This window comes from Paraconexibacter sp. (assembly GCF_059438195.1).
Map to the genome: position 1 here is coordinate 26810 of NZ_JBLKKY010000025.1, position 26160 is coordinate 52969.

Below are 26160 nucleotides of genomic sequence, written 5' to 3' on the forward strand. Positions count from 1 at the left end.
GGAGCAAAGCGAACTCCGCGGGAGCCGTCACGAGCTCGTCGCCCTGCCCTTGGAGCGCGCTCCAACGGAAGGCTGCTCGAGGGGCGGGAAACTCCCTCAGCAGTCCGCCTCGACCCGCTCGTAGGGGATGTCGTACTCCTTGGGCCCGAGGATCCCGATCGTCTTGCTCATGTCCCCGAGCGAGCCGGCCTCGGGGTACGGGTCGTAGCCGTAGCCGTTGGCCTTCTGCAGGATGCCCGCGTGCAGCAGCGTGTTCGCGGCCTCGCTGACGGGCCGCGGGAGGCCGGGCATCGAGCTGTCGTTGATGATCGGAGAGACGCGGATGAGGTGGCCGAGCCCGTCGTACGCGTTCGTCGCCGAGCCCACGCCCAGGAGGGTGCCGACGATCTCCTGCGCGTAGGGGCTGAGGTGGCGCAGGAACGGGTTGACCTCGCACAGCGCGCCGTTGAGCTTCGGCAGGGCGTCCTTCGTCGGCGAGGACGCAGCCTCCACCCGCCGCAGCGTGGCCTGCAGCGGCGTCGAGGAGCGGGCGACCTCGCGCAGGAGCTCGCGACCGTCCTGCGCGGCCGGCCGGAGCGCCGTGAACGTCGGCTGCAGCTCGCGCACCCCCGCGGCCAGCTCGGTCAGGACGGGGGCCGCCTCACCCGAGACCTGCGACAGCGTGGCGGTGGCCGACCGTGCCCGGCCGAGCGTCCCCGGCAGCTCCCGCAGCATCTCCCGCAGGTGCCGGTCGCGGCTCGCCACCGCCTCCATCGCGACCCGCGCGCGGCCCGCGAGGGAGCGCAGGCTGTCGCCCCGCTCTCCGATCGCACGGGACACGTCACCGAACTGGCGCATCAGGCTGGCGATGTGGTCTCGGTCCCGGACGAGGTCGAGAGTGAGCTCGCCTCCGTCCTCGAAGGTGGCGGCGGTCCCCTGGAAGACCTTGCCCAGCTCGACGCCGCGCCCACGCACGCCGCCGCCGACACCCTGGAAGAAGCGACGGGCGTTCTCCCGCGTCTCTCCGTCGAGGAGCGAGAGGATCTCGTCGAGATCGACGTAGTCGTCGGCCTGCTCGACCGGGAGCGTGCCTCCGTCCTCGATCCGCTCGGCGGACCGCCCGGGTCTGATCGCGACGTAGTTCTCGCCGACCGGGGTGTGGAGGCGGATGGCCACGCGCGAGTCGGCCGGGAGCGGGACGACGTCGTCGTCGGTGATCTCGAGCTCGACGATCGAGGCGTTGCCCCGGCGCTCCACCGCCTTGACCTTGCCGACCTCCGCGCCGGCCATCGTCACCCGCGACTGCGTCGCGAGCGACGCGGTGGTGGGCACGAACGCCTTGACCCGATAGGTGTCGCCGAGCGACGGCAGGCCGCCGGCCGCGTTGAGCTGCACGAGCAGCCAGCCGACCGCGGCGATGACGACGGCGGCCGCAGTCGCCACGTGTCCAGGGTAGCCCGGGATCTTGCGCGACATCAGCGCTTGTCCTTCTCCTCGACGGGCCGGCCGCCGACGGTCTTGCCGCCGGCGCAGCTCGGCACGAAGTACCGGGGGTCGTTCACGAGGCCGCTGGAGACGGCGCTCGCCTGCAGGTCCGCCCGGGGCATCGCGCCGCGCGAGTCCTGCAGCGTGCCCATCGCGGGGTCCCAGAGGAAGAAGTGGGACACGCCCCACTCGCAGTCCTGCAGGGTCTTCGCCGTCCGGTTGATCACCGGGACCGTGGGCGCGAGGGTCTGCAGCCCCCGCTCGAGGTGCCGGGAGAGCGGGCGCAGCGACCGGCTGAGGGGGAGCAGCCGCCGCACGGGCTCGCGGAGGTCGTCGATCGCGGGGTGAGCGTCCGCGCTGAGATCGCGGACGGCCTCCAGCGATCCGGGCAGCTCGCGGGCCACGGGCGTCAGGCGCGCGACCGCGAGGTCGACGTCGTCCACGACCCCAGTGACGGCGCGCATGCTGCCGTCCAGCTCGCGGAGGGTCCCCGGCAGGGCGGCGATGGTCGCCTCGAGGTCGTCGGCGCCGGCCTGCACCGTCGAGAACGTCGCGCTGCCCTCTCGGACGAGTGCGCGCAGCTGGCGTTCACGCCGGCCGAGCTCGGCGGTGAGGACTCCGGTGTTGTGCACGAGGCGGCGGACCGCGCCTTCGCGATCGGCGAGCTCGCGTGTGAGGCGCCCGGCCTCGCGCAGCGTCGGCACGAGCTCCGCGAAGACGGCCCGCAGCGACGCTCCGCGATCGTCGAGCCCGCGGCCGAGGTTCGCGAGCAGGGAGCGGAAGCGGCCGCGCACACCGGGTTGGAAGGCGTTGAGGACGTCGGCGATGTCCACGTTGGTCGTGACGCGGTCGGCGGGCACGGGCGCGTCCTCGCTCGCCTCTCCCGCCCGCGGCGTTCCGCGGTCGAGGATGTCGAGGTACATGTCCTCGAGCGGCGTCGTGGGCCGGACGGCGACCTCGGCGTCGCGGAAGACCCGGCCGAACTTCTTCTGGATCTTCACCGTGATGACCGGCTGCTGGTCGACCATCTCGACCTTCGTGATGTCGCCGGCGGGCACGCCCTTGAAGCGGACCTCGTGGCGCCCCTCGACGACGGACGTCGCGTCGGCCACGGCGAAGCTCACGGTCCTCGAGTCGCTCAGTGTCGTGCGGCTGATGTTCTTCACCGCCCAGTAGGCGCAGCCCGCCCCGATGAGGGCGCCGATGAGCGTCACGACCGCGAAACGCGACGCGCGCTTGACCTCGAGCTTCAGCCGGGCGCGGTTGATGCGCTCGGTGAGGCGGTCGTTGACCTCGATCACGGCTTGCTCCTCGTGGACGAGTCCGTCCCGGGCGTCCCGGCCAGCGGGTCGTAGGACGAGAACGTCTTCATCGCCTGCTGCAAGGTGTCGCAGGCGAGGAGAGCGGCCTTGTCCGGGTCCGTGAGCTGCGTGCGGCACGGAAGGCTGTTCGGGAAGAAGAAGGCCTCGCCCGCGGTCGCCGGGAATCGGAACATGTGACCGTTGCGGTCGTGGGCAGCCGACGCGCCGCTGCCGAGCACGGAGAAGGTGGGGCCGACCATCTGCGCCGGTGTGTGCTGCGTCGGCTCGTCCATCTCGTTCATGTAGGGCAGCACGCGATCCGCCAGGCGTCGCAGCGCCGGATCGATGTCGCGCAGCAGCGGGCCGCCGACGCGGCTCAGCCCGCTCAGCGACGCCGAGGTCGGCCGCAGGGACCGCAGCGGCGGCTCGGCGTCGCGGAGCAGCGCCGATGCGGCGGCGACCGTCGGCCGCAGCTCGGCGAAGGTGGGCGCCCAATCCTCGGCGCCGTCCCGGAGCTCGTCGACGAGCGGGTCCACGCGGTCCAGCGTCCCGTCGAGCCGCCGCAGGGTCGAGACCGTCGTGCGCAGAGAGGCCGGCGCGGTCCTCAGCGTGGTGCGCAGCTCACCGCGGCGATCAGCGAAGGCGCCGAGCGTCGCGGCGACGCCGCTCACGAGAGCGCGGACGTCGTCGCCCGGCGTGTCGAGTGCGCGCACCGTGCGGTCCGTGTTCTCGAACAGCGTGCGGAGGTCGCGACCGGGGATCCGCCCACGCGCGGCCTTCAGGCCGCGGGCGACGTCCGGCGACACACGCCGCAGCTCGCGCAAAGTCGCGGCGGGAAGGTCGTCGTCGGAGAACGCCTCGGCGAGCTCCGACGGCATCGTGCGCAGCCCCTCTTCGGCGGCGCCGCCCACCATCATGCTCGCGATGTCCTCGAGCTCCTGCTGACCGTCGGTGCGCTCCGGCGGGATCGTGCGCGACCCGAGCGGCCCGCGGCTCGGCGTCCCGCGGTCGAGGTTGATGACGAAGATGCCGCCGAGGAGGCTGCGCATCGCGAGGTCCGCGCTCGCGTCGGCGTAGAGCGGAAAGCCCTCGTCCTCCACCTCCATGGTGACGAGCGACCCCGTCGAGTCATCGTGCCGCTCGACCTTCGAGACCTTGCCGACGTTGACGCCGTCGACGCGCACGGGATCACCGGTCCGCACCTGCTGGCTGTTGGTGAACGCGGCCCGGACCGTCTGGGTCTCCGGACCGGTGAGCTTGCGCACCACCTGCGTGAACGCCGCGACGAGCAGCAGGGCGAAGACGACGACGATGATGAGCCCGAGCCTCGCCCGGGGGTCGCCGAGCACGGAGCTCGAGTGCGCGCGCGGCATCTCAGCCACCTCCCCCGGTCGGCAGTCGCAGGCCGAACCGACCGCCCTGGGTGCTGTCCTTCCCGAAGTACTCGCAGGGCTCCGGGTAGGGGTCGCGCGGCGCGAGGCCGGACTCCTCGGCGTCGAACCCGAGGTTCTCGATCGGCGTGACGATCGGGGTCAGGCGGATCTGCCCGACGTTGCCCGTCGGCCCCGGGACGGCGAACCCGGTGAAGCTGCGGTAGTTGGCCGCGAAGATCTCGAGGTCGCAGCGGTACTCGCCGACCTTCTGGTTGATCGGGACGAGGCTCCTGAGCGCCTGGGCCATCGGGTCGAGCAGCGGCTTCGTCGCGCTCGTGATCTCGAGGACGTCCGGAACCGCCTGCTCGGTGCGGTCCAGGAGCTCCTTCGCGGCGTCGAGCGGCTGCGGGCTCTCCTGCAGGAGAGCCGTGGCCGCACGCAGCCCGCCCGGCGCCTCGGGCAGGACGAGGTCGGCGGCGCGCGAGACGTCGCGCACCGAGGCCAGCAGCTTCCGGCCGCCGGCGAGCCCGCTCGCCATCGTGCTCAGCGCACTCGGGGCCTCCTCGAGCGCCCGCTCGACCGCGGGCTCCTCCTGCGAGAAGGGCCGCATCGCGCGCCGCACCGGCTCGAGCATCGCCGCGACGTCGTCGCGCGATTCGTCGAGCGGCCGCATCATCGAGGCCATGGACGGGACGAGCCGCTCGACACGGCCTTCGTCGAGGATCGTGCCGAGGAGGCGGTGCCACGGCTCCTGGGCCGCCGAGACGTCCTCGATCCCCTCGTTGAGCGGCTCGCCGTTGCCGAGCAGGGCCGTGCCCGTGTCTCGGACCATGTCCCCGAGCGCGCCGCGCGTCTCCTCGTCGAAGACGTTGAGCGCCTCGGGGACGCCGTAGGTCTTGGCGTCGGCGGCACCCCGGATCGTGGCCCCCTCCGCGAGCACGTCGGCGCTGCGCCCGGGCAGCAGCTCGATGTAGCGGGCACCGAGCAGACCTGCTGCCCGCACGCTCACGCCGGTGTCGCTGGGCAGGTCGCCGGTCGCTGGCTCGATCTGGAGCTCGACACGGGCACGCCCGTCCTCGGTGATCTCGGTCTCCATGACCTGCCCGACGCGCGCGCCCGAGATCCGCACCTGATCGTGCTCGCGGAGGTTGCCGACGTCCGGCACCTCCACGTAGAGCGAGCCGTAGTCCTTCGTCGGGACGCCGTCGTAGGCCTTGATCGCGAAGAGACCGGCGAGTCCGAGGAGCACGGTGACGAACACGCCTCGGGCGAGGCGGTAGGCCGGCCGGCGCTGGGCACGCCGGCGTGCGAGGGCGAAGGACTGTCGCGGCTTGGTCGTCATCGGCCGAGCAGGAAGTCGAGGAGCGGGTTGACGTCGGCGTCCGTCTCGGAGCCCTGGGGCCGCCGCTTGCCGAGGCCGCCGAGCGTCTTGCCGACGTCGAGCGGCAGGTCGTCGACGGCGTCGGGGAGCTGCTCACGCAGCTGCTCGGGCAGCCGCTCGACCTTGCCCGGGAGCTTCTCGATCTCCTTGCCGAGCTGCTCGAGCGTCTCGGGCAGGTCCTCGAGCTTCTTCGCGGGGGCGGGGCGGTCGTCCGTCTTCGCCGGCGGCGCGACGGCCTTCGGAGCCGGGGCGCGTCCGGCCGAGGGGCGCTTGCGCTTCGTCGGGGACTGACGACGGGTCAGCCGGTCGACCATCGCGTTCAGGGCCTCCGGCGTCACCACGGCCTCGGCGCGGAACACGTGCGAGAGCCCGTCGCGGTAGGTCATGACCCGCGCCCAGTTCTCGAGGATCGCGATCGTGTTGTCGATGCTGCCGTCGACCGTCTTGGCGGCCGGCTCCCACGAGTCGCTGAAGTCCTGCAGCGCCTGCGCGGTCGGCACGGCCTGCCGCAGCACGGGGGTCGCCTCCTTGCTGAGCCTGGTCAGCGAGGGAGCGACGTCCTCGGCCTTCGAGAACAGCGGCTCGGCGGCGCGCTGGAAGGGACGCACCTCGCTGAGCGTCGACTGCAGCGTCGGGGCCACCGACGCGAGCTCCTTCGCGGCCGGCGACAAGGGCTTCGTCGTTGCCCGCAGGTCGGCGAGGAACCGCTGCAGCTGCTGCATCGCGCCGGGGGCGCGGCGCAGCGCCTCGCGCAGCTGCGGCCGGCGGGTGCCGAGAGCGGCCGACATGTCACCGACCTCGTCCAGCATCGCGCCGAGCTCCCGTCGCTCGACGGCCATCCGGGTGACGAAGCGATCGCTGCTCTCGACGAGATCTCCGAGGGCGTCGTTGTCGGCCGCGACGCGACGGACGAGCTCCCGCAGCTCGGTGAACGTCTGCGGAAGCTCCCCCAGGAGGTGCGTGAAGTCCTGGCGTCGCCCGGCGAACGCCGCCCCCGCTTCGTTGATGAGCACGGCGAGCCGCGCCCGCGTGTCGCCGTCGAGGATGCCGAGGAGCTGGTCGAGATCGGTCGAGCGGCCGATCCGCTGCGGCGCGATGACGCTGCCCGACGGGGCGGGGTCGGAGACGGTCCCCTTCTCGAGCTCGACGAACTTCTGCCCGAGGAGGTTGATCGAGCTGATGGAGACCGCGGCGTCGCGGCCGACGGGCGCCTCGTCGGGGTGGATCTCGAGGTCGGCGACGACCTTGTCGTCCTCGCCGATCTCGAGCTCGGCCACGCGGCCGGCCTCGACGCCCGCGATGCGCACGCCGGAGCCCTTTCGCAGGCCGTTGGCGTTGTCGAGCGTGAGCTGCAGGCGATACGGCTCCTCGCCGCCGCTCGCCGCCACGCCGACGAGGATCGCGACGACCACGAGCGCCGCGAGTGCGCCGGGGAGACGTGCCGCGCTCACGGCTTCTGCTCCGGCTCGGCGGTCGACATCTGCGGGGGCTGGTTGTCCTCGAGCAGCGACTTCGCGAGCGGGTCGAACGTGCGGGCCAGCGGGTCCTTGGTCGGGTCGAGGGCGTCCTCGCCGGCGCCGCACTCCTCGTGGAGCCACGGCTGGCCGCCGTCCCACCCGGGGACACGCGGGAAGGCGTATTCGAGCGAGGGAAGGGCCTCGACGACCTGCTCCGAGGTGAGCGGCGTCGCGTTCGGGAAGGGATGCGCCTGCAGCTGGAGGCGGACGTACTTGTTGCGCTTGTCCGTGTTCGCCGTGAACGAGTTCCACGTCGCGAAGAACCCGGCGATCTCCGGTGAGTACGGGCGGATGCACCTCGCCGCTTCCTCGCCCTCGGCGCCGATCTTCGCCAGCCGGGGCATCGCGGCCGTCGCCCGGGAGACGAGCTCGTCGATGTCCGGCGAAGCCTCGCGCAGCGTCGCCAGCGTCGTCGTCGCCTCCGGGGCGACCCGGTCGACGGTCCTCAGCACGCGGGCGAGCGGGCCGGTGAGCTCCCGCAGCTCGCTGACGCCCGGCCGCAGCTCGCGGGTGAGCTCACCCGTCTTGCCGAGCGTCGTCTCTGCCCGGGCCAGCGTCGTCTGCGCCGTCGAGAGCGTCCCCGGCACCTCCTCCAGCGTCGCCCGCACGCCGTCGGCCTCGGCGGCGAGGGCCCCGAAGGTCGTCGAGGCGTGCGAGACGAGATCTCCCACGCTCGGGTTGGCCTCCCGGACCGCCCGGGTGACCCGGTCGCCCGAGCGCGCGAGCGACCGCAGGACGCGGCTGCTCGCGTTCAGCTCGGTGAAGACGGCTCCCGCCTCGGTGACCGCTGCGGGAGCGCGGTCCTCGCGCAGCGCCTCCTGCAGCGGCTCCTCGGAGAGGGCGAAGGCGGCCCCGGCGCGGTCGAACATGCGGCTGAGGTCCTCGCGCAGCGTCGCGTCGAACGTCGTGAGCAGCTGGTCGAACTCGACCGGCACCTTGAAGCGGTCGGCCGGCAGCGTCCCGCCGTCGGGCAGGGGCCGGCCACCGGCCGGACGCTCGAGCGAGAGGTAGCGGTTCGCGTAGGTGATCGTCCCGCCCCACCGCAGGCGCAGCAGCGAGCGATCGGTGAGCGGCCACCCGTCGTCCTCGAGCCGCAACTCGACGCGGGCGGCGCGCCCGGCGTCGGCCGAGTCGATGCTCCCCACCTCGCCGACGACGACGCCGCCCTGGCGGATCTCCTGCCCGGCGATGACGTTCGTCGCATCCGGGACCTCGACCTCCAGGCGGTGGCGGTCGTCACCGCTCGTCGCCACCAGGGCGACGACGAGCGCGGAGGCGATCAGCAGCGCCGCGAGGGCTCCGCGCCCGCGGCGTGTCGTCGTCTCCGCGGGCATCAACCGCCCCCGATGTTCAGCGCCGGGTTCTGCGGGCTGTAGAACGTCATCGTCCAGAACGCGGGGATGAGGTGCGCGAGCGTGATGTTCACGATCAGCGACCGCGCGACCGCCTGGCCGACCGCCTCGGGCCCTCCTGAGGTCCGGAACCCGTAGAAGCAGGCGACGAGGATCAGCGCGACACCTGTCGTGCCGATCGTGATGCACATGTAGAAGACGTCCGAGAGGCTCATCACCGCCCAGTGGACGGAGTAGAACTGCTCGGCGGTGAGTCCGTTGAGCACGACGACCGAGTTGAGGTAGCCGCCGAACGACAGCGCGGCGAGGCTCACCATCGCCGCGATGGGGATGTAGAGGAGCGCGGCCGCCACCCGCGTCCCGATGATGTACTTGTACGGGTCGACGCCCTCCGTCTCGTAGGCGTCGATCTCCTCGCTGATCTTCGCGGCACCGATCTCGGCCACGACCGCGCAGCAGACCTTCGACGCGAAGACGTACGCGAACATCGCGATGCAGCCGAGCCGGACGCCGGCGAGGCCCGTCGTCACGCCGACGTAGTCCGAGGCGCCGATCGTCCGGAAGAAGAAGAAGGCGTAGTTGACGATCGTGAAGCCGAAGAAGACCTGCATGACCGCGAGGAACAGCGTCGTCCCGCGGACGAGGATCGCGGTCTGCCGCAGGATCTCCGACGTGTAGCGGAACGTCCCGCCGAGGGAGGTGAGCGACTGGCCGGCGAAGGCCGCGAGGTCGCCGACCTCGCCGAGGAGCCGACGAGCGCCCGAGGGAGCCGGCGGTCGATCGACCTCGGTGGCGGGGACGCCGGGGCCTGGTGTCGGGACGCTCGCCACGTCAGCCCTTGAGGACGCCGGTCTCGGGGAACAGCGTGAGGTAGCCGAGATTCCAGAGGCTGTTGATCAGCCAGATGCCGAAGAAGCTGATGACGACCGTCTGCGTCACCGCCCGGCCGACGCCCTCGGCGCCGCCCTTGCAGGAGAGTCCCTTCTGACAGCTCACGATGCCGACGAAGAGCCCGACGACGGTGAGCTTCAACGTGAACGAGAGGAGATCGGTCACGTAGATGTTGTGGACGATGCTGTAGATGTAGACCTCGGGCGGATGGCCGAGCAGGCCAGGCGCGACGAGGAGCGGGGCCAGCGTCCCCAGGAAGATCCCGATGATCCCCAGGAGGGGCGCGAGGAGGGTCATCGCGACGACGCGCGGGACCACGAGCGTGCGGATCTGGTCGACGCCGAGCACCGAGAGCGCGTCGAGCTCCTCGCGGATCTTCCGCGAGCCGAGATCCGCCGCGACAGCGCTGCCGGCGACCCCGGCGAAGATCATGGTCGAGACCCACACGCCGATCTCGCGCACGACGGCGATGTACAGCGCCCCGCCGAGGCGCTCACCGACGCCGAGGGCGGCCGTCACGCCGCCGAAGAAGAAGACGCCGTAGCCGATGAGGTAGCCGGCCATCGACAGCGCCAGCGGGATCATCTCGCGTCGCGAGTACGTCGAGAACTGCTCGACCGCGTCCTTGCGCCAGGTGAACGGCGGGGTCAAGGCGACGCGCAGCGTCCGCAGGAGCAGCCGTCCCATGTCGCCTGCGGCTTCGAACGACTCGTACCACCTCGTGGTCGCCATGCGATCCTCGAGGCCGAGCCGCCGCGTGCTCGTCGTCCCTGCCACGTCGCCGACTCTCGCGCCTGCCCCAACCGCCCAATAGCCCCACCCGGTTGCGGGTTGACCCCCGGCCGGGTGAGTTTCGCTTCAGCCCGTGATGGCCAGGTAGCGAGCGACCGCCTCGACGCGGTTCGCAGCTCCCAGCTTGCGAAGCGTCCGCGCGACGTAGCCCTTGACCGTCTCCGGTGAGACGTTGAGCTCCTCGGCGATCTGCCGGTTCGACCGGCCGGCCACGAGCAGCCGCACCACCGCCTCCTCGCGCTCACTGAGGTGGCCCGGTCTGGAGTGGGCCTCCGCGGTGGCGACGAGCGGCGGGAACACCGGGCCGGCACCGTGATCCTGCTGCAGCCCGACCGGGGAACGCAGAGCCTCCTGGACGAGCGCCTGGGTACCCGCGGTGAAGTAGCGCAGCTCGGTCGCGATCTCCTTCATGCGCGCCTGGACGACGAACAGCTCGAGCGCGAGCCCGGAGATGTGGCCGAGAAGCCGCAGCGCGTCGAGCGCGTCGCCGTCGACCGGCCAATGCGAGCGGTCGGCGACGAGGATCGCCAGGGGTCGCGACTGCGGCGAGAGCGCCACGAGGGCGAGCTCGGCGAGGTCGAACCGCTCCCGCAGGACGCTCGTGGAGGTGTGGGTCGTGCGGCTCCACGTGCCGCCGTGGCGCAGCAGCGAGGCCTCGGCGCTGCGAGGCGGCAGACCGACCGGCTCGCGGAGGAGCCGGCGGCGCAGGGCATCGCTGTCGGAGTCCGCGAGGACGGCGGAGGCCGATGCGGTCAGGCGTCCGTCCTCGAGCCCCAGCGCGACCGCCCGATCGAACGGGCCGAGCACGCGGGCCTCGTTGCAGATCCGCGCGAGGAGCTCGCCGACGGTGGTCGCGCCGCGCATCCGGCGCTGGAGCGCGTCGAGGTCCCTCAGGTCCTCGGGCAGCCAGGTCATCGCCGCGAGGACGGCTCGACGGTCACTGGTCCATGTCCAGCGGCCCGGCGGTGTCGCCGTGCAGGAACTGATGGACGAAGGTGTTGGACGAGCCCCAGAGCCGCTCGCTGGGACCGGACTCGACGATGCGGCCGCGCCAGACGATCGCCGCGTGGTCGCTGACGATCTTGGCGAGCGCGATGTTGTGCGTCACGACGACCATCGTCCCGCCGAGCTCGGCGTGCCGGTCGCGCAGCAGCTCGCCGAGGATCGCCGTGCGCACCGGGTCGAGCCCGGAGTCCGGCTCGTCGCACAGCACGATGCCGGGGTCGAGGACGAGCGCTCGGGCGAGGCCGGCGCGCTTCTTCATCCCGCCCGACAGCTCGCTCGGATAGCGGTCCGCCGCGCTCGAGAGGCCGACGGCGGCGAGGTGCTCCGCGACGACCTCCCGCACCTCGTGCTCCTCGAGGTCCGTGTGCTGTCGCAGGGGGAAGGCGACGTTGTCGAAGACGGTCATCGACGTGAAGAGCGCGCCGTCCTGGAACATCACGCCGATGCCGCGACGGAGCGCCAAGACCTCCGAGCGACTCATGGAGGAGAGCCGCCGGCCTCGGACGAGAACCTCGCCCTTGTCCGGTCGCATCAGGCCGATGATGTGCTTGAGCAGCACGCTCTTGCCGGTGCCGGACGGCCCCATCACGACCGACAGGGCGCCTTCGGGGATCTGCAGGTCGAGGCCGGCGAGCACGTGATGCCTGCCGAACGCCTTGTGCAGGCCCTTCGCCTCGATGGCGGCGATGTCCGACTCCGAGACGCCGGCCGCCGCGTCGTTGGCGAGCGTCGCCGGGGTCACGGCGTGGGCAGCGGGTCGGGCTTCGCGGACGTGTCCTCCAGCAGCGCCCGCAGGATGGGCGCGACGCGGAGGAAGCGGCGCACGGGCCCGCCGCACTCGACGTCCCCGCTCATGACGAGCGCCGGAAGCCGCAGCCTCCCGGCCGCGAGGTCTCGCATCTGCTGCGCGGTGAGCGTGACATCGACCTCCGCCGGCTGCGGGACGCGCTCCAGCTGCGGCGGATACCGGTCGCACAGCAGCGTGGCGACCGGCCGGTCGTCGCCCGCGAGGTAGAAGCTCACTCCCGTCCCCGCCTTGGCCAGCCGGCGAAGCGCGCGTTCTGGTCCGTCGAGGGCGTCGCGCAGCGCATCGCGCAGCGACGCCGCGACGTCCGCCGCGACGTCCGCGCCCTCCGGCCGATGGGCGGGCGACCTGCCGCGCACCGTGTCGTGGGCATGGAGGCGTGTGTCGGCGGTGGCCCCTCGCATCGCTCGACGACCCTGACGACATCTCAACGCACGTCGCAACGGTCGACGCGCCGGACCACTGGACGAATCTCCAAAAAGCCGACGGGCCCCGCGACGACTCTCATGGCAGCGCGGCACCCTCGCCCGACCCGTCGCGGAGGTCGAGCACCATCAAGGCCGCCTGCACGGTGAGCTGGTCGCCCGCATCGGTCGCGACGTCGAGCCCGAGCAGACCTTCCACGCGCGACAGCCGGTAGCGGATCGTGTTCTCGTGGACGGCGAGGCGCTCGGCGCAGCGCCGGATGTTCCGCGACTCGTCGAGGAAGATCCGCAGTGTGCGCAGGAGATCCGCAGTGCGAGCGTCGGCGCCGTCGAGAAGCGGGCCGAGCACCTCTCGCAGATACCTGCCGGCCGTCTCGCGATCGACCCCGGCGAGGAGGAGCCGGCCGGCCCCCAGCTCTTGCGCGCTGACCACGCGTCCGTCGCCTGCGGGACGGAACTCGAACAGCGTGCGCGAGAGGTCGACGACCTCGCCGTAACCTCGGACGTAGTCCTCGGCTCCCACGCACCGCGCCGAGACGGCAGCGACGAGCTGGTCTTCGAGCGCGAGCTCCGTCAGCAGCTGCCCGAGCACGGCCTTGGTCGCCTGGAGCTGTCGCCTGCGGTCCGCCACCGGGTCGACGCGTAGGAGCAGGGCCACGCCCTCGGTCACTCCCGTCGCGAGAAGCACGCGGTCGCCGTCGTCGAGCTCGCGCGCCCTCGCGACGATGTCCCGCGCCGACGGCAGGACCGCCGTGTGGCCCTGCCTGACGGCCAGGAGCGCGACGACGTGCGGAGCGTTGAGGTCGATGCCCAACCACTCCGCCCGGCGCTCGAGCGACGCGGTGTCGCGGTTGCCGCGGACGAGCTCGCTCATCAGCGACTCGCCGGCGTCCCAGTCGGCGTCCGCTGCGCGATTCTCCGCGCTCATCTCCAGCGCGACGATCGTGGCAGCGCGCGGTGCGAGCAGCGCTTCCATGGCCCCGAACCGCTGTCCCTGCTCGACGAGCACCACGTAACCCCACACGTCGTCGCGCGCCATCACGGGCGCCACGAGGTACCGCCGGCGCAGTTGCGGCACCGTGAAGGGACCGAGGACCGCAGCGCGCTTCTCCCCCAGGGCGGCGAGGGCCTCGGCCACCTGGGAGTCGTCGCGGTGCCGGCCGTCGAGGACGGTGTCGAAGGTCTCCTCGACCGCGCCAGGTGGCACGGCGCTCGCGCGCCGCACCTTGTCGGCGTCGTAGACCGCGCACGGGCGGTTCGCGAGCTCCGCCACCGCACGGGCGATCTGCTGGAGATCCGCTCCCTCGAGCACGAGCTTGGTCAGCCGGTCCTCGAGCGTCGCCGCGCGCCGCAACGCGAGGTTCTGCCGCGCGGCCGTCTCGTTGCTCGCCCGCAGCTTCGTCGTGAGCTGCGCCTGGGCGATCGCCGCCGCCGCGAGGTTCGCGAACGCCGCGGTGACCTCCTGCTCCTTGGCGGTGAACTCGTGCGGTCGCTCGATGTCGTCGAGGAAGATGATGCCGACGACCTCTTCGCGGAGCACCATCGGCACGCCGAGCATCGATCGCACGTTCCACGCGAGCATCGTCGAGCGGATGGCGCGCGGGTCCTCCGCCGCGTTGCGCAGGAGGACCGGCTTCTTCGTCTCGAGGATCTCCTGGGTGAAGCGGTCCGCAGGCACGCCGGCGACGAGACGCTGGACCCCCGCGTCGATGTCGCGGTCCGCGTGACCGACACGGCCGTGGAACAGGTCGGTCTTCTCGTCCTTGAGGTAGAGGCTGCACCGCCGGACGCCGGACAGCCGGCACGTGTGAGCAGCGATGAGGTGCAGCAGGTCGTCGAGATCCAGGTCGGCGGACGTCAGCGCGTGGGTGACGTCGCCGAGCGCCCGGAAGGCCTGCTCGTACCCCTGAGCCTCCACCGGTCCTGTGATGCTCCCGGCATCCAGGGTTGTCGACAGCAATGACCCTCCTCCTCTCGGTGCGGCGACGCGTGCGCGCGACGCCCCACGTCCCGAGTGGCGCGGCGGCGCGCGAAGCCGGACGGTCCTACCCTAAGTGCAACCCGCGTCGAAGTGGAAGGCTCTAGAGCCCTCGCGCCCAGCGCGCGCCGCCGTCGAAGCTGCGCTGGAGATCTCTACAACGCACCCCCGAGGAGCTCCTCCGGCAGCGCGCGCTCCCGTCATCGGGCGGAGCGCGTAGCCGCACGCGGTCCCTGGCCCCGCTCCTCGTTGGCGTCGAGACCGTTGTCTCGATCTCCAAGCCCTGCAGCGCGGCTGCCGGAGCGTCGACTCCGCGCCTCGGCACGATGGCGGCATGGTCCAGCAGGTCCCACGAACCGCCGCTGCGACGAGCCTTCCCGGAGTGCCTCGTCCTCCCCGTCCCTCACGCCGTCGCGTCGCCAAGGTGTCGCGCGAGCGCACCGTCCGCGACAGTGGCTCGTAGCGATTCGCCGCTTCCGGTCCTGGACACCGCCAGGCGCGTCGGCCTGCGCGTCGCCGACGCCGTGATCATCAGCGAGCGAGAGGACCGGTCCCCTCGGGAATGGGCTCGAGCGATCGCCGACCAGGCGCAACGGCGGACCGGCAAGCACGTCGATGACGGGACGAGCGACCTCACCCTCACCGTGCAGGACGCCGATGCGCGAGCGCCGCTGCCGGCGCGGCGGCGCGTCGAGGACGTCGAGACGCTCGACGACCTCGCCGCCGCGCTCGCGGCCTTCGCGGACGGGCCCGTGCTCGTCCACGGCGCGGTGCCGGACGACATCGCGAGCGCGTTCGAGGGCCGAGTGTGGTCGCGCGACCCGCTCACGGGCAGCCCTGGCGTGTACGGTCACGTGCTCCTGCGCGACGGCCGTCGCGTCGAGCCGATCGCCCTTCTTCGCAGCACGTGGCCCGACCATCATGCGCTTCTCGAGAACGCGCTCTCGCTCATCGAGGCCGAGCACCGGGACATGTGCATGCTCGAGTTCGTCGGAGGCGAGAACGGCCTCTGCGTCACCGCGGCGTGGCTCGGCAGTCCACGCGGCGGAGCGGGTCTGCGCGTCCTCGTCGACCTGGTGGACAACGGGCTCCTCACACCGGAGGACGCGCTGCACCGGGTCCCGCTCCGCGCGCTCGACGAGGCCGAAGCCCCGCTGCTCGTCACCGAGGCCGGCCTCAGGCTCGTCGCGCAGGGCACCGGCCTCGCAGCTGGCGTCAGCACCGGGCGTCTCACCCAGGTGGCCACCCCGGGCGCACGCGACACGATCCTCCTCACGTCGGTGCCGCGGCGACCGGGAACCCCGGTCCACGGCGTGATCCTCACGGGGCGCGAGGGCGCCGCGCCCCCCGCCCGCGCGCGCTCTTGCTTCGACTGCCCGGTCGTGCACGTGTCGGCGGATCGTCCGTCGGGCGACGCCCTCACCTCTCTCCTCGGAGAGGAGGTGACGATCGATGGTGCCACCGGCAGGGTCTGGGCCGGCGCCGGCGAGGTCGTCCGCGCCCAGCCGGACTCCTACGTCGCCCGTCTGCTCGGGTGGTGCACCGAGCGCAGCGCGATCGACGTCCGCGCTGCGGCGCCGCCGGAGTACGTGCTGATCAGTGACCCGGCCGACATCCGCGCCGTCGCGCCGGGACGCACCGCGATGCTGGACCTGCCGGATGACGCCGGACCAGAGAACTGGCAGCGCTGCGTCGAGATGCTGCGCACGCGCGAGGCCTCGGGGCTCGCCGCGCGGTTCTGCCGCTCGCTCGTGCGCGCGGCGGACACGCTCCCGCCGGCTCCCTGGACGCACATCGTGACGAGCCCGCATCGCACGTGGGCGGCCACCGTCCTCGCGGCCCGACTCGCGACCGAGGACCGCGCGACCGGACGGCGCCGGGCGGAGGAGACCGTGGGCTGAGAACGGCGAGGAGGCCGTCGCCGCGTGCATCGCAGAGCACTCGGCGACGGCCGGCACGGCGCTCCCGAAGGAGCCACCGTGCCGGATCCAGAGCCGGCGGGACGATCGGCCGGCGTCGTCGAGGTGTCCAGGCCCTACGCGCTGTAGCCGCCGTCGACCGCGAGGATCTGGCCGCTGATGTAGGTCGCGCGGTCCGACGTGAGGAAGTCGACGGTCGCGGCGATCTCCTCCGGCTTGCCCATGCGGCCCAGCGGCGTCTGCGCCATGCAGCTCTCGATCACCGACTTCGCGACGTCGTCGACCTCGAACGAGGTGAGGACGATCCCGGCGTCGATGACGCCCGGCGCGATTCCGTTGATGCGCACGTTGTCCGGCCCCGCCTCCCGGGCAGCCTGCCGCAGGAGGCCCGACAAGGCCGTCTTCGGCACCCCGGACATGCCGTCGTTCTCCAGCGTGCGCAGGATCGCCGTGGTGAGGAAGAGCACGATGCTCCCGCCGCCGGCCGCCTTGAGCACCGGGATGCCTTCCTTGAGCACGTTGAAGCCGCCGTGCACGTCGGTGTCGAAGATCCGCTTGAAGTCCTCCGCCGTGACGTCCTCGAGCGCGCAGAGCGGGATCTGCGGGCCGGTCGCCTGGACGATGTGGTCGAGGCCGTCCCACTGGTCACGGGCCTCCGCGACGAAGTCCCGCACGGACGCCGGGTCGGTCATGTCGACGTGGGCCGGGCGCGCCTGGCCGCCCTCGTCCGTGATGGCCTTGCACACCTCCTCGGCCTTCTCCTTGCTGCCGCAGTAGCCGACCGTCACCGGCGTTCGACGCGCCAGTCGCTTCGCGATGGCAGAACCGAGGCCGCCGGACGCTCCGAGGATCGCGATGCCGCTCATGTGTCTCCTTTCGCGTCGGGAGTCCGAACGCTCCCGGTCACGATGAACCAACCACTCCGGGAAGGGGCGACCGCCCACACGGGCACCGGCCGCTTGGAGCCCTCCCCAACGACGGGCGGCCGACGCCGCCTCCGCCCGTCGCGGGGGCGCTCGCTACGAGACGATCTCCGGCACGCGCTCGAGCGGGTGGCCGACGCCCGCCTCGAGGCCGAAGGCGACGACCATGTTGCCGAAGCCCATGAACGTCGCGCACACGATGCCGAGCTCGACGATCTGCTCGTCGCTGAAGTGCTCCTTGAGCTCGGCGTAGTTGTCCTCGAGCGCACGCGGATTGCGCACGAAGTCGCCGGCGTACCGCAGAGCGGCGATCTCGTCCGCCGGCAGCTTGCTCGCGTCGAGGGAGCGGGCCGCAGCGATGTCCTCCTCGGTGACGCCGGCTTCGAGCCCGGTCGCGAGGCGGATGTTCACGCAGTAGGAGCTGCAGCGGATCGCGTCGGCGGTCGCGAGCCGGACGAGCTCCTTGAGCCGGGTCGGGAGGGTCCCGCTCGTGAGGAAGGTCGCGTAGTGGGTGAGGACGGTCTGCATGAGCTCGGGGCGGTGGGCGAGCAGGCCGGGGAACTGGCTGTCCTTCTGCCCATCGATGACGTGGAGCCCGTCCTTCCACGGCTCCATCATCGCCTTGACGTCCTCGGGGGCGTCGTCGAGGGTGAACGGCTCGATCGGGCGCGTCACGGTGTCTCCTCCTCGGGTGAGGTGTGGTCCCCGCCGACGCTACGCCCGTCACCCCGGTCGGCGCACGCCTGCCGTCGCGAGGTCATGGAGACCGGCACAAGAGGCGCCGCGGCGACGGTTATCGTCGGCGCATGAGCGAGCAGACCGGGGACCCGGACGACTGGCGCGAGCAGCGGCTCGCCGCCGTCCGCCGGCTCATCGAGGAGGCCGATCCGGACGTCATCGAGGACGTCAAGTGGCGCAAGCCGTCCAACGGGATGCGCGGGGTCCCGGTCTGGTCCCACGACGGGATCATCTGCACCGGCGAGACCTACAAGGACAAGGTGAAGCTCACGTTCGCGAAGGGCGCCGCGCTCGAGGACCCGGCCGGGCTGTTCAACGCGAGCCTCGACGGCGACGTGCGGCGCGCGATCGACCTCCGCGAGGACGACGAGCTCGACGCGCCCGCGTTCAAGGCGCTCGTGCGCGAGGCGGCGGCGCTCAACGAGGCGTCGCGCTCACGCTGAGGCGTCAGCCGGTGAAGCGGATCGTGTCGACGGCCGCGTCGCAGGCGGGGTCCATCCGCTCGGCCGTCGCCACGGTCCACTGACATGCGACCTCCCACGTCCGGCCGACCGAGAGATGAGCTGGACGTCGAGAAGCGTCTGCGGACCGATCCCGCCGATGGTGCCCCGGCGGCGGTCCGCCGGGGCACGACGACGGCCGGTCCTACGCCATGCCGGCGAGCTCGTCCTCGGCGTAGTCCTGGCCGAGGTGCGTGATGACGTCCTCGCCCATCATCCACCGCAGGGTGTTCTTCAGCTTCGTGAGCTGGATGAACAGGTCGTGCTCGGGGTAGAGACCCGGGGCGACCTGCGGCGACTTGTAGTAGAAGCTCAGCCACTCCTGGATGCCGCCCATGCCCGCGCGCTGGGCGAGGTCCATGAACAGGCAGAGGTCGAGCGCGAGCGGCGCCGCGAGGATCGAGTCGCGGCAGAGGAAGTCGACCTTCATCTGCATCGGGTAGCCGAGCCACCCGAACAGGTCGATGTTGTCCCAGCCCTCCTTGGCGTCGCCGCGGGGCGGGTAGTAGTTGATGCGGACCTTGTGGTAGACGTCGCCGTAGAGGTCGGGGAAGCGCTCCGGCTCGAGGACGTCCTCGAGGACGCCGAGCTTGGAGACCTCCTTCGACTTGAAGTTCTCGGGATCGTCGAGGACCTCACCGTCGCGGTTGCCGAGGATGTTCGTCGAGTACCAGCCGTTGAGGCCGAGCATCCGCGCCTTGAGCATCGGGGCGAGGACGGTCTTGAGCAGGGTCTGCCCGGTCTTGTAGTCCTTGCCCGAGATCGCGACGTTGTTGGTCTCGGCGAACTGGCGCAGGGCGCCCGTGTCGACGGCGAGGTTCGGCGCGCCGTTCGCGTACGGGACGTTCTCGAGGAGCGCGGCGTAGGCGTAGAGCATCGACGGCGAGATCGACGGGTCCTCGGCGTCGATGGCGGCCTCGAAGGCCTCGATGCTCTGGTGCGCCGGGCCGGGCTCGATGTAGACCTCGGTCGACCCCGACCAGATCATCACCAGGCGCGCGCAGCCGTGCTCGGCCTTGAACGCCTGGATGTCCTTGCGGAGCTGCTCGAGCATGCCGCGCTTGGACGTATCGGCCATGACGTTCTCGGGCTCGAGGCGCTTGACGTAGTTGACGTCGAAGGCCGCCGGCATCGGCTTGACGGCGCGCAGCGCGTCCGCGATCGGCTCGAGGTGCTTGTGGTAGTCGAGGACGCCTGCGTTGACGGCGGCATCGAGGGCGTCGGCCTTGTACGGGTCCCAGGCGCCGAAGACGATGTCGTCGAGGTCGGCGAGGGGGACGAAGTCCTTGATGAGCGGCACGTTGTCGTCGGTGCGCTTGCCGAGGCGGATCGTCCCCATCTGGGTGAGCGAGCCGACCGGCTGGCCCTCGCCGCGCTTCGCGAGCTCGACGCCGGCGATGAGGGTGGTCGTGACGGCGCCGAGGCCGACGCAGAGGATCCCGAGCTTGCCCTCTGCGGGGGCGACGGTCGGGGGGACAGGATCGGAGGTCATGGAACTACCGTAAGCCATTCCGAATCAACGGTTACATCCATGAAGCAAGACTGTTGTATGGTCGGCGCCTCGTGAACGATCCGGCCCTTCCGAACCTCACGGTCCAGCAGCTCGAGTACCTCGTCGCGGCGGCGCGGGAGCCGACGTTCGCCCGCGCCGCCGAGACGGTCGGCGTGTCGCCCTCCGCGCTCTCGCAGGGCCTCGCCGAGCTCGAGCGCCGCGTCGGCCTCCCGCTCTTCGAGTCGGCCGGCCGCGCGCGCAAGCTCACCGCGCAGGCCGCGGACGTCGTCCGCTACGCCGAGCGGGTGCTCGCCGAGACCGGCGAGCTCGCGCGGCTCGTCGCCCAGCAGCGCTCCGGCCATGTCGGGCCGCTGCGGGTCGGGATGATCGACGTGGCGGCCGTCGACCACTTCTCCGACGCGCTGCACCGCTTCCGTCGCGAGCGGCCCGACGTCGAGCTGCGACTCACCGTCGCGCCGTCGGGCGTCGTCCTCGAGCAGCTCAAGCGGGGCGCGCTGGACCTCGTCGTGTGCGTGCAGCCGGAGGATCCGTCGGGCCTCACGGTCACGCCGCTGATCGACGAGCCGCTCGCGGTCTACGCCCCGCCCGGCGTCCGGCCTGGCCGCGCGGGGACCTGGGGGCCGTGGGTGACGTTCCCGCAGGGATCGAGCACGCGGGCGATCGTCGCCGACGCGCTGCGCCGCGCCGGCGCGTCGTTCGATGTCGTCGCCGAGTCGCACCAGCCCGAGGTGCTCGCCGCCATGGTCCGGATCGGCGTCGGGTGGACCGTCCTCCCCGTCGTGCAGGCCGAGCGGGGCCCCGACCCGCTCATCCCGGTGCGCGACGGCGAGCTGACGCGCCGGACGCTCGCGGCCGTGCAGCGGTCGGGCCGCTCCGCGCTGCCGACCGCCGACGCGCTGCTGCAGACGCTCGTGGGGTGAGCCCACCGCGCGGACACGGGGACGCAGCTCTCTGACGCGCCGGCCGGATGCCCGTCGCCGTCGGCGCCGCGCGCGCCCGTCAGCGGCGGCGCGGCCGCGACGCGAGCATCGACGGGTGCGCGTCGAGGAATCGCAGAATCGGCGGCGCCGCCTGGCCGGGGTCGTCGAGGAGGACGAGATGGCCGCCGTCGGGGACGACGTGCAGCACGGCGTCGCGCATCGTCGCGGACATGAGCCGGGCGTTGATGACGGGTGCGACGGGATCGCCGCGACCGTGGAGCACGAGCGTGCGATGCGGCAGCCGGTGCAGCCACGGCCACGCGCTGAAGGTCGAGACCGCGGCGAGCTGGTAGCCGTAGCCGAGCGCGCTCGGGGGGTGCGTCTGGCGGCGCGCGACGTCGGACTCCATCCGCGCCCTGTCGCGTGCCGTGCGCCCGCCGGCGATGAGGGGCACCATGATCTCGGCCGCCCGGCGGTCGTAGTACCGCAGCGGGTTGAGCATCATCGCGATGATGAGCGGGTGCGGGAGCATCCCCGGCGTGCCGGGGACGGTGCTGCAGAGCGCGAGCCGGCCGACGCGACGGGGGAAGCGGTGGGCGAGCTCGAGGGCGACGGTCCCGCCGAAGGAGTAGCCGAGGACGTCGGGCTGCCGGAGCCCGAGCAGGTCCATGACCCCCGTGACGACCGCGGCGATCTCGCGCATGCGCAGCGGGCGACGCGGCGCGCTCGACATGCCGCACCCGGGGAGGTCGAGACGGACGAGCTCGCGGTCGTCGAGGTGGGCGACGAACGGCTCCCACATCTCGAGCGGCGCCCCGATCCCGTTGATGAGGACGAGCGGGCGTCCCTCGCCCAGGTTCGTGTGCGCGACGCGCACGCTCAGCCCGTGAACGTCGAGGAACGTCGCCTCCTCGAGGGCCTCCGACGTGTCGGCGGAGGCCCCGGCGGCCTCCTCGCTCACGGAGCCGGCGCCCGTCCGCGGACGTAGAGCCCGGGCGCCGGGTCGAGCGGGGGATGGACGTCGTTGCCGAGGGCCTTGGGAGCGGGCACCATCCCGCCGGAGCGCTCACCGATCCACTCGGCCCAGTGCTCCCACCAGGTGCCGCGCACCTCCACGGCCTCGGCTCGCCACGCGTCGGGGTCGGGCCCGGGCTCGGGGCCCGCGAAGTAGTGCGCCTTCGGGTTGCCGGGCGGATTGATGAGACTCGCGATGTGGCCGGCGTTGGAGAGCACGAACGTCGTGTCGCCCGACATGAGCTGCGTCGTGCGGTAGCAGCCCTTCCACGGCGTGAGGTGGTCGGTCGTCGCCCCGGTCGCGTAGACGTCGACCGTCACCTTGCCGAGGTCGATGCGGTGACCGAGGACCTGCAGCCTGCCCTCGGCGAGGACGTTGAGGTTGAACAGCTTGAGGAACTGGTGGTGCAGCGCCGCCGGCAGCGCGGTGCCGTCGGCGTTCCACGCGAGGATGTCGAACACGGGCGGATCCTCGCCCATCAGGTAGTTGTTGACCCAGTAGTTCCAGACGAGGTCGTTCGGGCGCATCCAGTTGAAGATCGTCGCGAGGGACCGCGCGTCGAGGAGCCCGGCCCGGCTCGAGCGCTTGCGAGCCTGCCCGACGACGATCGGCAGGTTGAACATGCCGACGGGGGTCGGCTCGTCGAAATCGAGGAGCGTGACGCCGAAGCTCGCGCTGTTCACGCGGTCGTCGCCGGTGTCGGCGAGGTAGGCGAGGACGATCGACGTGAGGATCCCGCCCGCGCAGAGACCGAGGACGTTGAGGTCCCGGCTGCCCGTGATCTCGCGCACCGCGTCCATCACCCGCAGGACGGACGACGCATAGACGTCGAGGTTCCAGTCGCGTTCGTCGGCGCCGGGGTTCTTCCAGCTGATGACGAACATCGGGATGCCGCGCCCGACCGCGTGCTCGACGAAGCTGCGCCCCGGCGCGAGGTCCATGAAGTAGTACTTGCCGATCTGCGGGGGGATCATCAGCAGCGGCCGCTCGTAGACCTCGCTCGTCGTCGGCTCGTACTGCAGCACCTCGCACACCGCGTCGCGATAGACGACCGCGCCGGGGGTGACCGCGAGGTCCTCCCCCACCCGCAGAGCGCCGCGCTTGGTCTGCGACGGCATCCCGCCGTTGCGCACGATGTCGGAGACCTGGTTGCGCAGCCCGAGGACGAGGCTCGCGCCGGCGGTGTCGAACGCGCGCTTCATCGCCCGCGGATTGCCGAGCAGCGTGTTCGTCGGCGCCGTCGACGAGGTGAGGATCGCGGCGATGAAGCGCACGAGCTCCCGGTCACGCCAGCCGAGCTCGCCCTCCTCGACGACGTGGCCGACCTCGGCGCACCAGGCGAGGTACAGCTGCATGACCCGGCGGTAGACGGGGTTGTCGGTGAACGCCGGGTCGGAGAAGCGCTTGTCGCCCTTGGCGGGCTCGAGCGTCGAGCCGCCCGTGACCACCGAGGCAGCCTCGCCGAAGAGATGGAGACCGTGGCGCGCGGCGCCGCGGATGATGCCGGGGATGCGTCCGGCGCTGAGGAGGCCGTCGGGCTCGGGAACGGGGTCCTCGACGCCGTCCTGCGCTCCGTCCAGCTGTGCGACCCCACCCGTGCTCTGCAATTGCTCCGTCATCGCGCCTTGCTGCTCCCTCCGAATCGACCCTCGCCGGGCCGGCGGCCGGCGAGAGGCCGTCCCGCGTCGCCCGCCGGGGGACTGGAGACCAACGGTGACCCGCTGCGGTCCGGGTGTCCAACCGGACGGCGCGCGGCCCTGGGGAGAAGCACGACGACCCGCGGTGGACCCGGGGTTCGTCGTCATCGCTCCGGGCAGCAGCTGCCGCTCGAATCCATCTGCGCTCACTCGCGGCGGAGCCGGTACCAGTGTTCGTCGGGCCGCAGCAGCAGCTCCATCGGCTTGGGCAGCGAGAAGTGCGAGGGTTCCACGTCGGTGATGCTCCAGCCAGGGAAGGCCGTCTGCACGTCGCTGCGGGTCGCCCCGCGGATCAGCGGTCGGCGGCGGCGCGGCCAGACGAGGAGCAGCACCGTGGCGTCGCGCGCGGCGACCGCGGTCACCTCCTGGCCGAAGGCCCGTTGTCGGGCTGGCTCCAGTCCGTGGAACGTCCCCGTGTCGAGCACCAGCCGGAAGCCCTCGCCGACGCCCGTGTCTCGCAGCGCGGTGACGTCTGCGTTGACGAGTCGCACCTCGACGCCCTCGCTCTCGACGCGCTCGCGCGCCCGCCGCAGCGCCTTCTCGACGATGTCCACCCCGGTGACCTGCCATCCGCGTCTCGCGAGCTCGACAGCCCAGACCCCGCTGCCCGTGCCGATGTCGAGGGCCGGCCCGTGGGGCGGCTCGCGCCCCTGTTCCTCCCGCTCCATGAGCTCCGAGAACGTGTCCACGAACGGAGGATCGCCCGCGGCGTCCTCCCAAGGGTGAAAGCCGACCGCGTAGGCGAGCTCGTAGTTCATCGTGACCTCCTCGTCACCGTCGTGTCGAGCGCGACGCACAGGGCGCGCGGGGAACGTGCGGACATCTCGCTCGTCTCCATCGAGGCGGACTCGATCCGAGGTTCCAGGAACGAGCCTAGGTCCGGGAGCGGGTCCTCCGCATCGCGGAGATTCACCAACCTCGGTCACCGCACGTGGTGAGTGCTGACCACGCCGCCCGCCCGGGTGCGGGACGGGCGCCTCGCGCCCGCGTCGTCGACCAGACAGAGCGACGAAGGGGGACCACAGACGCAAAGAAGCCCCGCAAATGCGGGGCTTCTTGCAGCGCGCCCGATAGGATTCGAACCTATGACCTTCGGTTCCGTAGGCTCGGGTGTATCACGGGTGATACACTTGGTGGATGGCCGAGGTGAGCATCCGCGATCTGCGCAACCATGGGGGCGACATCGTCGAGCGCGCCGCCGGCGGCGAGCCGATCACGATCACGCGCGCCGGTGAGCCAGTCGCGCAGCTGCGACCACTCGGTCCCCGACCTGTCGCCGCCGACGTTCTCGTATCCCGGTGGCGTTCGCTGCCCGCCGTCGACGAGCGCGCGCTGCGGGCCGACATCGACGCCACCGTCGACGCCGCGCTGTGAGCGCCGCCACGCGCGGGCTGCTCGACACGTCCGCTGTCATCCGGCTGCGCGTGATCGACCCCGCCCTGCTTCCCGAGCAGCCGCTGATCTCAACGATCACGCTCGCCGAGCTGTCCGTCGGCCCACTGGTCACCACCGACGAGCGCGAGCGTGCCGCCCGCCAGGCGCACCTCCAACAGGCCGAGGCGGACTTCGACCCGCTCCCGTTCGACGGCGCAGCAGCCCGTGCGTTCGGCCGGGTCGCCGCATCGTTGAGAGCAGCGGGACGCAAGCCCGCCGCCCGTGCCTACGACGCCATGATCGCCGCAATCGCGCTGTCCAACGACCTCCCGGTGTACACCGCCAACCCAGCGGACTTCGCGGGCATCGACGGCTTGGACGTGGTCGCCCTTCCCTGATCGGTCGTCAGGGCCCCGAGGTGCTCGGGCGCGGTGACCATCAGGTCCGCCATGCTCGCGAACGCACGCGGAAGGTCAGCGAACGGTGAGGGGCGCCCCCGGCGCACCGGCCGCTGACCTGGTTCGAGTACCGGACCCCGGGATGGAAGCGCACCCGTGGCAGCGCGACGCGGCGTGGGCGGGTCGCGGATCGCGCCGCGGATCGTCAGCGCCAGCTTCGCCGCCGACGTTCCGTCCGACCCGCTCCTACACCAACCGTAGGGACGTGACCAGGCCGATGCTGCCGCACAGGCACTCGATATCTTGAGCGATCTCGGTGGATAATTCGCTCGAAGACAGCCTCGATGCGATCGAGCGCCTGCTCGCACAAAGCGACGAGGACGCTGCCATATCGCAGCTCCGCCACGCACTAACCCGCTGGCCCAACGAACCGCGCCTTCTCCTTCGCCTCGCAACCATCGTGGGCGAGCGATCCCAGCGAGACGAACTCGACCTGCTGGAGCACCTCGCGTCACAACCGCAACTGGATCGCGCAAGCAAATTTCGCGTAGCGAGCCTGCTATTCGGGCACCGTGAGTATGGCTCCGTGCGGCGCTTGCTCCGAGAGGTATTGACGGACCCTCCAGACGATTTCATCTTCCTCTTTGACGCGATCCATCTCTCGGGACGACTCTGCTGGGCCCTGGGCGAGCACGCCAAGGCGGAGCAGCTACTCAGGTCGGCACATGACAGCGCCCCCGAGACCCCCCGACACGCGTACATCCTCGCGCAGTTCCTACGAGAGCAGGGAAGAACAAGAGAGGCACGAGTCGTGGTGCGAAACGGGGTGGATTCAACTGGTCGTCGCAACACTCGACGTGAGGAGTGGCGATGGGCAGG

At 71.8% G+C, this 26160-nt stretch carries 24 protein-coding genes; 6 read left to right on the forward strand and 18 right to left on the reverse strand.

Features of this window, described 5'->3' with window-relative positions:
* Positions 1–96: 96 nt before the first annotated feature.
* The 12 genes from ACME2J_RS10560 to ACME2J_RS10615 all read right to left on the reverse strand — a co-directional run bounded on the left by ACME2J_RS10560 (position 97) and on the right by ACME2J_RS10615 (position 14224).
* A complete protein-coding gene (locus ACME2J_RS10560) occupies positions 97–1422 on the reverse strand; it encodes an MlaD family protein (protein ID WP_495544873.1) in 1326 nt (441 codons plus the stop codon).
* 32 nt (positions 1423–1454) lie between these two features.
* Entirely contained in the window at positions 1455–2765 is a 1311-nt protein-coding gene (locus ACME2J_RS10565) for an MlaD family protein (RefSeq protein WP_495544874.1), read from the reverse strand.
* The gene (locus ACME2J_RS10570) at positions 2762–4138 is read right to left on the reverse strand and encodes an MlaD family protein (protein WP_495544875.1); all 1377 of its coding nucleotides are present in this window, start codon (positions 4136–4138) and stop codon (positions 2762–2764) included. The genes ACME2J_RS10565 and ACME2J_RS10570 overlap by 4 nt, the downstream gene beginning before the upstream one ends.
* Before the next feature lies 1 nt (position 4139).
* A complete protein-coding gene (locus ACME2J_RS10575; protein WP_495544876.1) occupies positions 4140–5480 on the reverse strand; it encodes an MlaD family protein in 1341 nt (446 codons plus the stop codon).
* Complete coding sequence (locus tag ACME2J_RS10580) at positions 5477–6970, reverse strand: MCE family protein (protein ID WP_495544877.1); 1494 nt, start codon at positions 6968–6970, stop codon at positions 5477–5479. Before ACME2J_RS10580 ends, ACME2J_RS10575 begins: the two co-directional genes overlap by 4 nt.
* Positions 6967–8370 (reverse strand): MlaD family protein, encoded by a 1404-nt coding sequence (locus ACME2J_RS10585; protein WP_495544878.1) that lies wholly within the window; start codon positions 8368–8370, stop codon positions 6967–6969. The genes ACME2J_RS10580 and ACME2J_RS10585 overlap by 4 nt, the downstream gene beginning before the upstream one ends.
* Positions 8370–9218: an MlaE family ABC transporter permease gene (locus tag ACME2J_RS10590; protein WP_495544879.1), complete on the reverse strand. Its 849-nt coding sequence runs from the start codon at positions 9216–9218 to the stop codon at positions 8370–8372. The genes ACME2J_RS10585 and ACME2J_RS10590 overlap by 1 nt, the downstream gene beginning before the upstream one ends.
* Position 9219: 1 nt before the next feature.
* Positions 9220–10011 (reverse strand): MlaE family ABC transporter permease, encoded by a 792-nt coding sequence (locus ACME2J_RS10595; RefSeq protein WP_495544880.1) that lies wholly within the window; start codon positions 10009–10011, stop codon positions 9220–9222.
* Positions 10012–10137: 126 nt separating this feature from the next.
* Positions 10138–10986, reverse strand: coding sequence for a helix-turn-helix transcriptional regulator (locus ACME2J_RS10600; protein ID WP_495544881.1), 849 nt, complete (start codon positions 10984–10986; stop codon positions 10138–10140).
* A gap of 22 nt (positions 10987–11008) precedes the next feature.
* Positions 11009–11818 carry an ABC transporter ATP-binding protein gene (locus tag ACME2J_RS10605; protein WP_495544882.1) on the reverse strand — a complete coding sequence of 270 codons (810 nt, stop codon included), beginning with the start codon at positions 11816–11818 and terminating at the stop codon, positions 11009–11011.
* Positions 11815–12285: a hypothetical protein gene (locus ACME2J_RS10610; protein WP_495544883.1), complete on the reverse strand. Its 471-nt coding sequence runs from the start codon at positions 12283–12285 to the stop codon at positions 11815–11817. The genes ACME2J_RS10605 and ACME2J_RS10610 overlap by 4 nt, the downstream gene beginning before the upstream one ends.
* A gap of 100 nt (positions 12286–12385) precedes the next feature.
* Complete coding sequence (locus ACME2J_RS10615) at positions 12386–14224, reverse strand: GAF domain-containing protein (RefSeq protein ID WP_495544884.1); 1839 nt, start codon at positions 14222–14224, stop codon at positions 12386–12388.
* 512 nt (positions 14225–14736) lie between these two features.
* Between ACME2J_RS10615 and ACME2J_RS10620 the strand changes: the two genes are divergently transcribed.
* Entirely contained in the window at positions 14737–16185 is a 1449-nt protein-coding gene (locus ACME2J_RS10620) for a hypothetical protein (protein ID WP_495544885.1), read from the forward strand.
* Positions 16186–16319: 134 nt separating this feature from the next.
* Here ACME2J_RS10620 and ACME2J_RS10625 read toward each other — a convergent pair whose 3' ends face one another.
* Complete coding sequence (locus ACME2J_RS10625; protein WP_495544886.1) at positions 16320–17069, reverse strand: SDR family NAD(P)-dependent oxidoreductase; 750 nt, start codon at positions 17067–17069, stop codon at positions 16320–16322.
* Between the two features lie 153 nt (positions 17070–17222).
* Positions 17223–17801 carry a carboxymuconolactone decarboxylase family protein gene (locus ACME2J_RS10630; RefSeq protein WP_495544887.1) on the reverse strand — a complete coding sequence of 193 codons (579 nt, stop codon included), beginning with the start codon at positions 17799–17801 and terminating at the stop codon, positions 17223–17225.
* Positions 17802–17932: 131 nt separating this feature from the next.
* On the opposite strand from ACME2J_RS10630, the gene ACME2J_RS10635 reads away from it, so the two are divergent.
* Complete coding sequence (locus tag ACME2J_RS10635; protein ID WP_495544888.1) at positions 17933–18307, forward strand: DUF1801 domain-containing protein; 375 nt, start codon at positions 17933–17935, stop codon at positions 18305–18307.
* A 202-nt stretch (positions 18308–18509) separates the two neighbouring features.
* Here the strand turns inward: ACME2J_RS10635 and ACME2J_RS10640 are convergent, their stop codons facing one another.
* Entirely contained in the window at positions 18510–19856 is a 1347-nt protein-coding gene (locus tag ACME2J_RS10640; protein ID WP_495544889.1) for an inositol-3-phosphate synthase, read from the reverse strand.
* A 71-nt stretch (positions 19857–19927) separates the two neighbouring features.
* On the opposite strand from ACME2J_RS10640, the gene ACME2J_RS10645 reads away from it, so the two are divergent.
* Positions 19928–20797, forward strand: coding sequence for a LysR family transcriptional regulator (locus ACME2J_RS10645; protein WP_495544890.1), 870 nt, complete (start codon positions 19928–19930; stop codon positions 20795–20797).
* Positions 20798–20876: 79 nt separating this feature from the next.
* Here ACME2J_RS10645 and ACME2J_RS10650 read toward each other — a convergent pair whose 3' ends face one another.
* From ACME2J_RS10650 to ACME2J_RS10660, 3 genes are all read right to left on the reverse strand, one after another.
* Positions 20877–21758: an alpha/beta fold hydrolase gene (locus ACME2J_RS10650; RefSeq protein WP_495544891.1), complete on the reverse strand. Its 882-nt coding sequence runs from the start codon at positions 21756–21758 to the stop codon at positions 20877–20879.
* A complete protein-coding gene (locus ACME2J_RS10655; protein ID WP_495544892.1) occupies positions 21755–23431 on the reverse strand; it encodes a PHA/PHB synthase family protein in 1677 nt (558 codons plus the stop codon). The genes ACME2J_RS10650 and ACME2J_RS10655 overlap by 4 nt, the downstream gene beginning before the upstream one ends.
* 224 nt (positions 23432–23655) lie before the next feature.
* A complete protein-coding gene (locus tag ACME2J_RS10660; protein ID WP_495544893.1) occupies positions 23656–24267 on the reverse strand; it encodes a class I SAM-dependent methyltransferase in 612 nt (203 codons plus the stop codon).
* A gap of 379 nt (positions 24268–24646) precedes the next feature.
* On the opposite strand from ACME2J_RS10660, the gene ACME2J_RS10665 reads away from it, so the two are divergent.
* From ACME2J_RS10665 to ACME2J_RS10675, 3 genes are all read left to right on the forward strand, one after another.
* Positions 24647–24883, forward strand: coding sequence for a type II toxin-antitoxin system Phd/YefM family antitoxin (locus ACME2J_RS10665; RefSeq protein ID WP_495544894.1), 237 nt, complete (start codon positions 24647–24649; stop codon positions 24881–24883).
* Positions 24880–25281: a type II toxin-antitoxin system VapC family toxin gene (locus ACME2J_RS10670; protein ID WP_495544895.1), complete on the forward strand. Its 402-nt coding sequence runs from the start codon at positions 24880–24882 to the stop codon at positions 25279–25281. The genes ACME2J_RS10665 and ACME2J_RS10670 overlap by 4 nt, the downstream gene beginning before the upstream one ends.
* A gap of 316 nt (positions 25282–25597) precedes the next feature.
* Positions 25598–26160: tetratricopeptide repeat protein (locus ACME2J_RS10675; RefSeq protein WP_495544896.1), on the forward strand; the 563-nt coding region annotated here is incomplete at its 3' end.